Below are 13,480 nucleotides of genomic sequence, written 5' to 3'. Positions count from 1 at the left end.
GAGGTGACAGCCATGGCAACTCGAATTCCACAGGAATTTATAGATGAAGTTACCTCGAAGACAAACATCGTTGATGTTTTAAGTAAGTATGTTCAACTCAGGAAAGCCGGTAAGAACTTTGTTGGTTTATGCCCTTTCCATGAGGAAAGAACACCATCTTTTACCGTTACCGAAGAAAAACAATTTTTTCACTGTTTCAGTTGTGGTCGTGGAGGAAATGTTTATAAATTCATTATGGAAATGGAGAGTAAGACTTTCCCAGAAGCCGTAGTTGAAGTGGCTAAGATGGGGAATATTCCTATTCCCGATAGTTACCAAACCGAAAATACTAATTATCAGAATTCAGATAGTAGAACTTTACTGAAAATGTATGAGGAAACAGCGAAGCTATATAATCATATTTTGCTAAAAACAGAAAATGGTAGTCAAGCTTTGAAATACCTCAATAAACGTGATATTGATAATGATTTGATCAGCACCTTCAGTCTTGGTTATGCACCAAATAATTCAGACTTGCTCTTACAATTCTTTAAAGATCGTTCGATCAGTGAAGATATTTTAAGAAAATCTGGTTTGTTTGCAGAAAACCAAGATGGTGAACTATTCGATCGTTTTAGAGATCGAGTAATGGTTCCCATAACTGATGAGGCCGGGAATATCGTGGCATTTTCCGGTAGAATTTTAGATAAAACTGCTAGCACCGCAAAGTATATGAATAGTCCAGAAACTGAGATTTTCAGTAAAAGTAAAGTCCTGTTTAATTTAAGCAATGCTAAAAAAAGTATTCGCTATAATCAGAATGTTATTTTATTTGAAGGTTTTATGGATGTTTTGAGTGCTTATAAGTCTGGTGTTACCAATGGTGTTGCATCAATGGGTACTAGTTTGACTGATCAGCAGCTCTATACATTGAGTAGACTGACTAATCAAATTAATATTTGTTACGATGGAGATGATCCTGGTGTTGAGGCAACATATCGAGCGTTAACACAGCTTAATGATGAACGTTTCACCTATGGAGTTATCAGTGTTCCCGATCAAAAGGATCCTGATGAATTCATTAGAAGTGAAGGTTCGGATAAGTTTAATAGTTTAGTCAAAAATGGTGTGCAGACACCTATTTCATTCATTCTTAATTATTTCCGCCGACACTATAATCTTAATAATGAACATGATCAGTTGAAGTTCTTGAATCAATCACTCCAAGAAATCGTCAAATTAAGTTCACCAGTTGAGATCGATATGTATGTCGGACGTGTTGCTGATGAAATGAACGTTTCTAAAGAGTCCATCAATAAAGAGCTGGATACTTTGAGACGTAGTAATGCTATTAAGCAACCAGCTAATAATTATCAAAATGTGCAAGTGACGACACTTGAAAGAGAAACTGCGACTGTCGCTCCAAACAAAATTGATCGTATTGAGAAATCAGAGCGATGTCTTTTGTATTGGACACTCAGTTTTCCGGAATTGAAGGCCAGACTGAAGGGAAATAATTTTCAGTTTGTTCATGAAAAGTATCAGCGACTCTATGAGTCTTTGCTGGCCTTTGGTGATATTAGTGATAATACGCAAATGTCTGACTTTATGAATGGATTGGATAATGACGGCAAGAACCTTTTGGCTGAATTAGTGATGATGAAGATGCCTGATGAATACACTGAACAAGAGATTGATGATTATATTTCCAATATCAACAATTCAGGTTTGGAAACTCAGGTATCAGATATCAATCAACAACTTAAGCAAGCGGCAATGGTAGGTGACAATAAATTACAATTAGAGCTAACAATGAAATTAATTAAATTAAGAAAATTGTTAACCGGTAATTAAAAGCATACTGGAGGAAAATATATGGCAACTAAAAAAACAACAGTATCAAAAGAACTTAAAAGTGCTACAAAGAAGCTTGTTAAAGATTTAAAGAAAACTGGTAAGATCACTGAAACTGATCTAACAGAAAAAATTATTACACCATATAAATTAAAGGGTGATGCACTAAATACTTTTATTGAGGAATTAGAAGACCAAGGTATCGGTGTTGTTGACGAAAAGGGTAACCCAAGTAAACTTTCACTTCTAAAAGAAGAGAAGAGTGCTAAGAGTGCCAAGAAAGCAAAGAAAGATACAGCAGCTGCAACTGATATCAAGGTTAACGATCCAGTTCGTATGTACTTAAAGGAAATTGGTCGTGTTCCTCTACTTAATGCTCAACAAGAAGTTGATTTGGCTTTGAAGATCGAACAAGGTGATGAAGAAGCTAAACAAAGACTTGCTGAAGCTAACTTGCGTTTGGTTGTTTCAATCGCTAAACGTTATGTCGGACGTGGTATGCAATTCCTTGATTTGATCCAAGAAGGAAACATGGGTCTGATGAAGGCCGTTGAGAAATTTGATTATCGTTTAGGATTTAAATTCTCAACATATGCAACTTGGTGGATCAGACAGGCTATTACGCGTGCCATTGCTGACCAAGCTAGAACCATTCGTATCCCTGTTCATATGGTTGAAACTATCAACAAATTGATCAGAATTCAACGTCAATTACTTCAAGATCTTGGCCGTGAGCCATTACCAGAAGAAATTGGTGCCGAAATGGATATGGCAACTGGCAAGGTTCGTGATATTCTAAAGATTGCTCAAGAACCAGTTTCATTGGAAACACCTATCGGTGAAGAGGACGACTCCCATCTTGGTGACTTCATTGAAGATTCTGATGCAACAAGTCCTGAGGATCATGCATCTTACGAACTATTAAAGGAACAACTCGAAAACGTCTTGGATACTTTGACAGATCGTGAAGAAAATGTACTTCGTTTACGTTTTGGTTTGGATGATGGTAGAACAAGAACTCTAGAAGAAGTTGGTAAAGTATTTGGTGTTACTCGTGAGAGAATTCGTCAAATTGAAGCCAAAGCTCTTAGAAAATTGCGTCACCCATCAAGATCAAAACAATTAAAAGACTTTTTAGAATAAGTATTAGAGAAGAACAGTATAAAATTGCTGTTCTTTTTGTTTTTTCTGAAATAATCAAATTAAATAGTTATGTTTTTTCACAAGTTGCGTTAACATTAATATATCTACTTTTTGGAGGGTTTATATGCTAGATAAAAAGATTTATGACGAGATTTTTTCACATTCGTTCACAATTCCAATCAAGGTTATTTTTTGGGATGAAAAAGAAAAAAACTATGGACCAGAAGGAAAGTCTGACATAACAATTAAGTTCAATAATAAAGTTGCAATTTCCGAAGTTGTTAAACATGCCACACTTACTTTAGGTGAAGCCTATATGGATAAGGATATTGAGATCGAAGGTTCGATTCAAAAACTTATCACATCTGCTTACACACAATCGGATAGTTTTATGTCGAGTCTAAAATTAAAGAAATTTGTTCCTAAGTTCAGTCACAGTGAAGAGAACAATAAAAAAGAAGTTCAAGAACATTATGACATCGGTAATGACTTTTATAAGTTATGGCTTGATGACACAATGACATATTCATGTGCTTATTTCCGTACACCAGAAGATACTTTGGAACAAGCACAAATGAACAAAGTTCATCATATTTTGAATAAGCTAAATACTAAACCAGGTGAAAGCATTATCGATATCGGTTGCGGTTGGGGAACAATGATGTTCACTGCCGCTAAAGAATACGGTCTAAAAGCTAAGGGTGTTACTCTTAGTCAAGAACAATACGACTATGTTAATAATAAGATCGAAGAAGAAAACTTAACTGATCAAATGGAAGTTATTCTTGAAGACTATCGTGAAATCAATGAAAAATTTGATCATGTTGTTTCTGTTGGTATGTTTGAACACGTTGGTGAGACTCATTTGGAAGGATACTTCAAGACTGTTAAGAAGATGCTCAAGCCAAATGGTACTGCTTTGATCCACGGTATTACTGGTCAACACGAAGGTCTAGGTGTCGATCCATGGCTTGTTAAGTATATTTTCCCAGGTGGTTATATCCCTGATATTAAAGAAAATATTGGCCATATTATGGATGCTAAATTGCAGATTGACGATATTGAACCATTACGTCGTCACTATCAAAAGACTGTTGAGATTTGGCGTCATAATTTCTTGAAAGTTGAAGATAAAGTTAAGGACATGTACGGTGAAAGATTTGTCCGTATGTGGGATCTATATCTTCAAGGTTGTGCTGCTTCGTTCCAAAGTGGTAATATCGATGTAATCCAATACTTATTGACAAATGGACCAAGTGGTTCTTCATTGCCAATGACACGTGAATATATGACAGACTTAGATCGTAAGACTGCGGAATAGAGGTTAATGTGACTTTACTATCAAACAGACTACGAGCTGTGGCCAAAATGGTCGACACAAATGCTCGAGTGGCAGATATTGGTTCTGATCACGCTTATTTACCAGTAGAATTGATTGAAAATAATACGATTGATTACGCAATTGCTGGGGAAGTGGCTCCAGGTCCAATGTCACGTTCGAAAGCAGATATCGACAAGTTTGGGCTGAGTAAAAAAATTGATGTCCGTTTAGGTGATGGTTTAGCCGTTATTGAAGCAGCGGATAAAATAGATACAGTTGTTATTGCAGGTATGGGTGGCATCTTGATCTGTGATATTTTGACACGAGCTACAAAGGACCAATTGTCGAATGTTAAGACGCTGGTCTTACAGCCTAATATTGGAGAACCTTTGGTTAGACATTGGCTGATTGAAAATGGGTTTGCCATAGTTGATGAAGATCTTTTAGAAGATGAGCATCATGATTATGAGATCATAAAAGCTCAAAGAAGTACTAATACTTCAGAGTTGAATGAAGCTCAGTATTTAATGGGTCCTATTTTGATGAAGAAAAAATCAACTGATTTCATCAATAAGTGGCAACGCAAACTAAATGGTTATCAAAAAGCTGTTGTTAATATGAAACATGCCAAAAAAATTGATACAGAAAAAATTCACAAAATGCAGCAATATATTAAATATGTTGAGGAGATTTTGTAATGGTCAAAGTAAAAGTACAAGATATTATTAATCATGTAGAAGAATTTGCACCATTATCAATCAAAGAAGACGGAGATCCAACTGGTTTTCAAATTGGAGATCGTAGTCAAGATGTGCATAAAATCATGACTACTTTGGATGTTCGTCCTCGAGTGGTTGAAGAAGCTATCGATAAAAATGTCGATATGATCATGGCACATCATCCGATAATGTTTCATTCTGCGAGAAATCTTGATCTCTCATCACCTCAAAATAAGATGTATCAAGATCTTTTGTCACATAACATTGCTGTTCATTCTGCACATACGAATCTGGATAAGGCTCATGGCGGGATGAATGACTGGCTAATGGAGAAACTTGAGTTGCAAAATACTCGCTATCTGGATCCTGACGATGATTATTCAATTGGACGTATGGGTGACCTTGCTGAACCAATGGATCTGTTGGACTTTGCTAAAAAGGTTCGTGATGTTTATAACTTACCTAATTTGCGCTATGTGAAGTCAGAACTTGGACAACCAGTTAAGAAAGTTGCTATTATTGGTGGAGATGCTGGTAAATTCTATCCAGAAGTTTTGAAAGCTGGAGCAGATACCTTTATTACTGGGGATGTTTATTACCATACTGCACATGACATGATGTCAAATGGTTTAAATGTAGTTGATCCTGGTCATCATATTGAAGTTATCTTTATTGAGAAGATGGCCCGTTTGTTAAATGACTGGAAAAAGGCCTATAAATGGGACATTGAAGTTATTCAGTCTGAAGTGAACACAGAACCATATAATTTTATATAGGAAGTGGACAAATTGGCAATTAAATACGAAAAGTTAATCCCTCGTTTTTTGGGATATGTTAAGCAAAATACTCGTTCTGATGAGAATTCAACAACTATTCCATCAACAGAAAGACAAACCGTTTTCCTTAATAAATTGGCAGAAGAATTAAAATCTGTTGGATTAAGTGATGTTAAGATTAGCTCAGTAAATTCTTATTTAACAGCAGAACTACCATCAAACTTAGATTATGATGTTCCCGTTTTGGGATTAATTTCTCATATTGATACTGCTGATTTTAATTCAGAAAATATCAAACCTAAAATCGTTGAAAATTATGATGGCAAAAGTGTAATCAAATTAGATGACGAAGGTAAGTACACACTTGATCCTAAAGTTTTTCCTTCATTAAATAGTTATGCAGGTCAAACATTGATCACAACTAGCGGTGATACGTTACTTGGTTCTGATGACAAATCAGGAGTCAGTGAAATTATTACTGCTATGGAATATTTGATTGGTCATCCTGAAATCAAACATGGTAAAGTTAAGATCGGTCTTGGTCCTGATGAAGAGATCGGTACTGGTGCTGATAAGTTTGATGTTAAAGATTTTGGTGCTGACTTTGCTTATACTGTTGATGGTGGTCCAGTGGGTCAACTAGAGTACGAAACTTTCAGTGCTGCTGGATTGAAGGTCCACATTACCGGTAAGGATGTGCACCCAGGTTCTGCTAAAGGAATCATGATCAATTCCATGAGTATTGCTAATGAATTCCAAAATGCTTTGCCTAGTGATGAAGTTCCTGAAAAGACTGATGGACGTGAAGGATTCTTCCATTTGATTTCAATCAATGGGACAGTTGATGCAACTGACTTATCATATATTATTCGTGATTTTGAACGTACAGGTTTAGAGGATCGTAAGAATAAGGTCAATCAAATCGTTTCTGATCTGAATAAGAAATATAGTGAAGAGACTGTTAAGATTGATATGAAGGATCAATACTACAATATGATCGATATTATAAAGGATCATATGGATGTAGTTAAGATTGCTGAACATGCTATGAAGAATCTCGATATTGAACCAGATGAAGCTGCTGTTCGTGGTGGCACTGATGGATCAAAGATCTCCTTTATGGGATTACCAACTCCTAACTTGTTTGCTGGTGGTGAGAACATGCATGGACGCTTTGAGTACGTGGCTGAAGAGTCAATGGAAAAAGCCGTTGATGTTGTTTTGGAAATCATCAAACTAAATAATGACAATAAAAAATAGATTTTTAATCAAGACTGCATCTTTTAAAGATGCGGTCTTTTTTTGTTAGCTTTGGATTTAAACTCTATTATTTGATATAATAAGTTAACTAATTTGACTATTTTAATTAATGGGGATAGCTATATATGGATACTAGTAAAATAAAATCTAAATTATTGTTTATATTATTATCATTATTTGCCTTGATAACTTTAATTGTCTCTTTGAATAATTACATAAATGTAAATGCAGAAGTTACTGATATATTACCTTCAGAAACTAAGCCTGATGATCCAGAGGATTTACAAAAGGCATTAGATAGCGCACCTAGAGGGATGGATATTTCTGATCCAACTTTTCAACAGGGAATATTTTCAAAGCCTAATTCATCAGATAATATGAACGCATCTAAAGTTATTAAAAGAAGTGAAAATGACCCAGATGATCATACTAGAATACTTCGAGTTACTCATGGGTATTATCAGTTGGGATCTATTTGGAGTAATATTGATAAATCAAATTATTTAGATATAACTAAGGATCAGACTATGTCCATGTGGCTTTATTTTGGTCATCCCAAAGATACCTCAAAACCACTAGAAGTAGGAGATGGTATGGCATTCGTTTTACAAAATGCTCAAGATGATCCTAAAAATATAAATAATCCATACGGTGGTATTAGGGCTATATCTAGATTTAAAGGTGTACCTGCGCCCGGTCAGACTCTAGGTGTATGGGGTGCTGATATGGACAATGATAATCCCAACAACGATCCTTCAACTCAAATTTTACCGACAGCGATTCAAAACAGTTTTGCAATTGAGTTTGATACTTTTCTTAATAAATTAAACCGTTATGAAGATATCAGTGGGGAAGGTGTTTCTTTTGATTATGTGTTTAGAGGTGATCAAATATCAGGCCAGCATATTAATATGGATTATCCAGATGTTAGTGCAACATACTTCCCATTTTTATCAGGTTCTGATCAAGGAACTAAATATTACTACATGATGAAGCATAATAATTTATACCAAAAACCAAGTATTGATCCATCTTCAGGACCACTTCTTACAGATGCTAAATGGCATCATATGACAATAAAGTTTGACCATGCAACTAGCACGCTGACTTACTTTTTTAATGATAAAAATGTTGACGGAACGGCCAATAATAAGCCAATCACTAAGTCGCAGAAATTAGATATGGATCATTTTAAATTGAATGGTAGTAATAAACTAAGATGGGGTTTCACCGGATCGACGGGTAAATTTATGGAAAATAATCTGATTGTTTTTGAAAGTATTCCTTCATTTGTTAGTGCTGATTCAACTGCCAGTATCAAAGATAATACGAAAAATAAAGTTCTTACGGCGACTGACAATCATGTCAATGCAGGTGATGATCTTAGCTTTATTTATAATTTAACTTATATAAATGGGTCGAAAGATTGGGATCAGATCTTAGCTAAAATGAATTTACCTGAACAGGTTACTTATACTTCTGGAACCGTTACTTATGCTGATGGTAGCCATGAGGATATCCCGCTAACGCAATATAATAAAAGTCAAATTTTACATGTACTATCAAAAGCGTTGTCTAATAATATGCAAACCGCCAAAATTGAATTGCACGCAACGGCCAATATGGTTGACAAAGCTACAAATGTTCCTTCGACCCATGTTAAATTTGAGAGTGATAATTTTATTATTGATGATGATAATCAGGCTTTTGTTATTGATGTGCCTAAAATGATGATCAATTCAGATCCATCGGGAGTAGTTGAATATTCTTCAATGGACCAAGTTCCAGATCAAATACCGATCAAGGGTGAAATTTGGTATTCAAACGGTGATTGGATCACTCCTAGTAATGTGGAATTACACTCCGAAATCAATACGTATACAAATAATTTTCATCTATCTGGTTATAACGGATCAAAAGCATCGTATTCGTTCTACGTACCAAAGAGTCAATTGATCAAAGGTCAGAACATATTGACTCTTTACGCAACCGACAACAATGGTTATCGAACTAGTAATATTAAGATAATATTTAAGGTTGCTGGTAATTTAGAATTTGGTCAGGTTGGTAAGAATGTTTATTTCGAGAATATCAAGAAAAGTTATCCTGGTGAAATAGTTCCAAGGCAATCGGGATGGCAGGTCGAGGTGATCGATGGGCGTGATCCGGGCCTAGGGTGGACTTTACAGGCACATGCAACAGTACTTAAGGATAATGTAAATAATCAGATATTAAATGGCAATATGGTCTATCGAAGTACTGAAGGAAAGATTTTTCCATTGACCGGTTTACAAGAAGTTTATCGTAATATTAAGAATCAAGATGATGTTCAAACAATTGATGTTGCTAGCCAGTGGACTAAGGATAGTGGAATACTTTTAAAATTGGACAAAGACAATCCAGCTGGAATTTATTCCGGGACGATTTCTTGGTCATTAGTTGATGGAATACCTAATATTTAATCCTAACTTCCTAAATTAATAATATTGATATATACTTATTTGTATAGAAAAAGACGAATGTAATCGACATATTAAAAATACAGTCAGATACATTCGTCTTTTTGTGTTTGTTATAGAGGGGGAAATATGAAACAAAAAAATTACATTCTAGTAATTATAAGCATTTTATTTTTACTAGTGATATCTGGCTGCAGTAGTAAAAAAGCCGATTTGAGTGATGTAAAAGAATCAAGTGGCAATATTGTCATCAAAGGCCACAATTTTAGAGGATTGCATCAAGGAAACGGGACTGCCAAAGATCCAGATTATAAGTATTCCATGTATTTTGGAAAAGATGGTAATTTTGTGCAAGATATTATTAGTTCCAAGGGATTTGCGGGAAGATTCACGGAAAGAGGAACATATAATATTGCTAAAAATGGTGATATAACAATGAATATTGCCAGTGTCACTAAGGAACGATTCACTAGCGACTCTTCTTTATCAAGAGGGATCGCGCCAAAGAGCATTGTTCAAAGGGAAGGCAGTACTTTGAATGCTGCTGAAGATCATCCGATTAAAATCAATAATAAGAAGACTTATTTGTTGGGGACAGTTAACAACGTCAAATTATATCCAACCGATGCTAAGACGGTTAATTATAAAAAGCATTATCAAAGTGAAATGAAAAAGTATGATAATACGTATAATAAATTCTCAGGTCATGGATTTACTTCAAACGGGATGGATACGCCAATGAATGGTATTGCCTTTAAGGGTAATAAGTTTATCTGGAGATACGGTTATCTTGGCAGAAATACCGATAAGGATAATGCCGTCATGGCAGTGTTTGAGGGAACTTATTCATATAGTTCTAGTGATCATATCTTGACACTGAACGTATCTGATCAATCAAAATCTTATTATGGTAATTTAATGAGTCTCAATGGATTTAAATATAAAAAATCTGGTAGTTCATTAGCTGGAAATAATTTGAAATTGAGATATAGAAACAATGCTCTTAATTTAGTTAATAGTTCATTTAAGAGCTGGGGAATGAAAGATGAGTATCCAGAGGATGCTTCACAGAGTCAACCGAAATATGATGACTATCTAAATAGTTATTCTGTTGCTACGTTTGATTCACAAATGGAAAAGGATGACGAGAATAATTCACCAGTTAAGAAAGCCTTTCCTACAAAGGAAGATTTTGCCGATTGGGTAACTGATTATTATTTGTCTGATGATAAAGAGCCAGATTTTAAAGTGTTATCCGTAAGTGAAGGTGGTAAAGTATCCGTCAGAGATTCTTTGGATGATGAACAAACTGAAACGCCAGTAGTATATAGTCTCGATTATTCAATAACATCAGATGACAGTGTGCCTGACGTCAGCAGAACAATCTGTATTACGTCTGATGGAAGTATTTACAGTGGTCATTTCAATACCTTGGATGAGGATTTGATCCAAGCCTATGCTGATTACAACGGATAAGTTATAGTGGGGGAAATTATGAAATATAAAAAATATTTACTAGTTATGATAAGTGCTTTATTTTTGCTAGTTCTAGCTGGATGCAGTAATAATTCAACAACCAGTACGAAAAGTAATAATAAATCTAATAAAGAAATCGTGATCAAGGGCCATAATTTTAAGGGCATTCATCATGGAAATGGCACTGCCAAAGATCCAGATTACAAATACTCAATGTATTTTGGAAAAGATGGTAGTTTTGTTCAGGATATTATCAGTTCCAAAGGGTTTGCGGGACGATTTACCGAAAAGGGAACCTATACTATTGCTACAAACGGTAATATTACTATGAATATTGATAATGTTACTGAAGAACGTTTCAATAATGATTCTGACCTGTCAGAGGGGATGGCACCGATCAGTATTGTTCAAAGGGAAGGTGGCACTTTGAATGCTGCGGAGAACCATCCAATTAAGATCGAGAATAAGAAGACCTACTTGTTGGGAACAGTAAATAACGTCAAACTATATCCGACAGATAGACAAACTGTCAAATATAATAAGCATTATCAGAATGAAAAGAATAAATACGATAATGCCTATAGTAAGTTTTCAAATCATGGATTTACTTCTAATGGTATGGATACACCAATGAATGCGATTGCTTTTAAGGGTAGCAAATATATTTGGCGTTACGGATATCAGGATGCTAAAAATACAAATAAAAATTCTGCTGTAATGGCAGTATTTGAAGGAACATACTCGTATAATTCAAATAGTCACATCATGACTTTGAAAGTATCCGAGCAATCCAATGCTTATTATGGTAACTTGATGAGTTTGGGAGGATTTGAGTATCAAAAATCTGGTAGTCCATTAGCCGGAACAACATTGAGATTGAAATATAATCATAATGTCTTAACATTGTTAAGCAGTGTATTTTCAAGTTGGAAAATGGAAGATAACTATCCCGATGATGCTTCGCAAAGTCTGCCTAAGTACGATGACTATTTGAATAGCTATTCCGTATCAAGTTTCAATTCTCAGATGCATAAAGAATCAAGTTCTGATAGTGAAGGCAGATCAGTTAAAGAAGTTTTCCCAACCAAAGAAGATTTTGCTGATTGGGTGACTGAATACTATCAACAAGATGAAGAAATGCATAATTTCCATGTTTTGGAAGCTGGGGATGGTGCAACATTACCAGTTGCCGAAGAAGCTGGTGGAGAAAAAACTGCTACACCGATGGTCTATAGATTGTATTATTCAGTAGCTGAAGAAGGTAATGAAGAATCTGATGTTGGTAGAAATGTCGGAATTGCTCTGGATGGAACTATTTATAATGGTCATATAATTATGAAAGATCCTGATTTAACACAAGCATATAAAGATTACGCAAATAATTAATAAAAAAATGATTTAGTCCTTTTAACGGGATTAAATCATTTTTTTATTAATTTTAGTTAAGAAAATACGTTAAAAAGATAGATATATGTAAAATAATACGTATTTTTGGTGAAAAGGCCTTCAATTTTTAATAATGATGTTATATACTTCGAATATAAGAAAGGCAAGAAACAGAAGTTTTAATATATTAAATCAATGTTTCAACCTTTAAAAATATATATTCGAGGGGACGAGTGAAGAATGGATTTTAAGAGAAAACGTTTAGAAAAAGCTTTAGAGGAGAAAACTTATCGAGTTAAGTTGGTACACGGTAAAAAAGGATGGATCGCTGTTGGATTGACTTTTGTGACATTATTTGGAGTATCGATTTTAGGACAACAAACAGCAGATGCTTCTGCCGTTAATAATGTTGCCGTCGTTAATGCTCAAAAAGGTAGCTCAATTCCATTGTGGAATAGTGTAACTACAAAGAATATTCACAGATCAAACAGAGGTCTTCAAAGCGGAACTGCTTGGAAGACAGATAAGGCCGTTGTCGGTGTTGATGGTCAAACATACGTTAAAGTAAGTACAAATGAATATGCTAATATCAAACAAATGGACCTCCAAGATGAAACCTCCAAACAAGATTTAACTGGAGTTATTCACGTTGGTAACAATACTCGATTATTTAGTAATCCATTAGATGGAGCTAAGCCGATTTCGAACCGTGCTTTAGCAGCCAATACTGATTGGAAGACGGATACTAAAGTAACTGTTGATGGTGTCACCTATTATCGTGTTTCAACAGACGAATGGGTAAAAGCAGCCGATTCAAACTTGATTTCCGAAACTTCACGTTCAGATAAGACATATATTGCAAATGATCCAGACGCTGAACCACTACCAGATACTGATACAGATGTTGATAATAACAACAATGGATCAAGTGATAATAATGGTGGCGGTACTACTACACCTACTGAACAAAATGCAGATGTAACAATTAAATATGTAGATGCATCTGATAATACAAAAGAGTTAGCACCATCTAAGACAGTTAGTGCTCAAAAAGTTGGAGATACATACACAGCAAACGGTGATGATTTAACACCAAAAGGATCAGAA

General features: G+C 35.0%; 10 protein-coding genes. All 10 read left to right on the top strand.

Features of this window, described 5'->3' with window-relative positions:
- Positions 1-12 precede the first annotated feature (12 nt).
- Positions 13-1,833 (top strand): DNA primase, encoded by a 1,821-nt coding sequence (dnaG, locus tag EKM60_RS07665; RefSeq protein ID WP_125714118.1) that lies wholly within the window; start codon positions 13-15, stop codon positions 1,831-1,833.
- Positions 1,834-1,854: 21 nt separating this feature from the next.
- Positions 1,855-2,976 (top strand): RNA polymerase sigma factor RpoD, encoded by a 1,122-nt coding sequence (gene rpoD / locus EKM60_RS07660; protein ID WP_125714115.1) that lies wholly within the window; start codon positions 1,855-1,857, stop codon positions 2,974-2,976.
- A 124-nt stretch (positions 2,977-3,100) separates the two neighbouring features.
- Positions 3,101-4,297 carry an SAM-dependent methyltransferase gene (locus EKM60_RS07655; protein ID WP_125714113.1) on the top strand — a complete coding sequence of 399 codons (1,197 nt, stop codon included), beginning with the start codon at positions 3,101-3,103 and terminating at the stop codon, positions 4,295-4,297.
- A gap of 8 nt (positions 4,298-4,305) precedes the next feature.
- Positions 4,306-4,995 carry a tRNA (adenine(22)-N(1))-methyltransferase gene (locus EKM60_RS07650; RefSeq protein ID WP_125714112.1) on the top strand — a complete coding sequence of 230 codons (690 nt, stop codon included), beginning with the start codon at positions 4,306-4,308 and terminating at the stop codon, positions 4,993-4,995.
- Positions 4,995-5,792, top strand: a complete 798-nt coding sequence (locus tag EKM60_RS07645) for a Nif3-like dinuclear metal center hexameric protein (protein WP_125714110.1) — start codon at positions 4,995-4,997, stop codon at positions 5,790-5,792. The genes EKM60_RS07650 and EKM60_RS07645 overlap by 1 nt, the downstream gene beginning before the upstream one ends.
- Positions 5,793-5,804: 12 nt before the next feature.
- Positions 5,805-7,052, top strand: a complete 1,248-nt coding sequence (gene pepT, locus EKM60_RS07640) for a peptidase T (protein ID WP_125714107.1) — start codon at positions 5,805-5,807, stop codon at positions 7,050-7,052.
- A 125-nt stretch (positions 7,053-7,177) separates the two neighbouring features.
- Entirely contained in the window at positions 7,178-9,514 is a 2,337-nt protein-coding gene (locus EKM60_RS07635; protein WP_125714105.1) for an L-type lectin family protein, read from the top strand.
- Positions 9,515-9,640: 126 nt separating this feature from the next.
- Entirely contained in the window at positions 9,641-10,987 is a 1,347-nt protein-coding gene (locus tag EKM60_RS07630) for a hypothetical protein (protein ID WP_125714103.1), read from the top strand.
- Positions 10,988-11,005: 18 nt separating this feature from the next.
- A complete protein-coding gene (locus EKM60_RS07625) occupies positions 11,006-12,373 on the top strand; it encodes a YgdI/YgdR family lipoprotein (RefSeq protein ID WP_125714101.1) in 1,368 nt (455 codons plus the stop codon).
- 240 nt (positions 12,374-12,613) lie between these two features.
- Positions 12,614-13,480, top strand: an 867-nt coding sequence (locus EKM60_RS07620) for an SLAP domain-containing protein (protein WP_191988847.1), incomplete at its 3' end; no start/stop codon positions are given.

Source organism: Companilactobacillus kedongensis (assembly GCF_003946625.1).
Lineage (GTDB): Bacteria > Bacillota > Bacilli > Lactobacillales > Lactobacillaceae > Companilactobacillus > Companilactobacillus kedongensis.
The sequence above is the reverse complement of the archived record's forward strand: the minus strand, read 5'-3'. Positions and strand labels throughout refer to the sequence as shown.

Excerpts from the sequence above, each read along its gene's own strand:
- dnaG (WP_125714118.1), top strand. The coding sequence starts at position 13 with ATGGCAACTCGAATTCCACAGGAATTTATAGATGAAGTTACCTCGAAG.
- rpoD (WP_125714115.1), top strand. The coding sequence starts at position 1,855 with ATGGCAACTAAAAAAACAACAGTATCAAAAGAACTTAAAAGTGCTACA.
- EKM60_RS07655 (WP_125714113.1), top strand. The coding sequence starts at position 3,101 with ATGCTAGATAAAAAGATTTATGACGAGATTTTTTCACATTCGTTCACA.
- EKM60_RS07645 (WP_125714110.1), top strand. The coding sequence starts at position 4,995 with ATGGTCAAAGTAAAAGTACAAGATATTATTAATCATGTAGAAGAATTT.
- EKM60_RS07635 (WP_125714105.1), top strand. The coding sequence starts at position 7,178 with ATGGATACTAGTAAAATAAAATCTAAATTATTGTTTATATTATTATCA.
- EKM60_RS07630 (WP_125714103.1), top strand. The coding sequence starts at position 9,641 with ATGAAACAAAAAAATTACATTCTAGTAATTATAAGCATTTTATTTTTA.
- EKM60_RS07625 (WP_125714101.1), top strand. The coding sequence starts at position 11,006 with ATGAAATATAAAAAATATTTACTAGTTATGATAAGTGCTTTATTTTTG.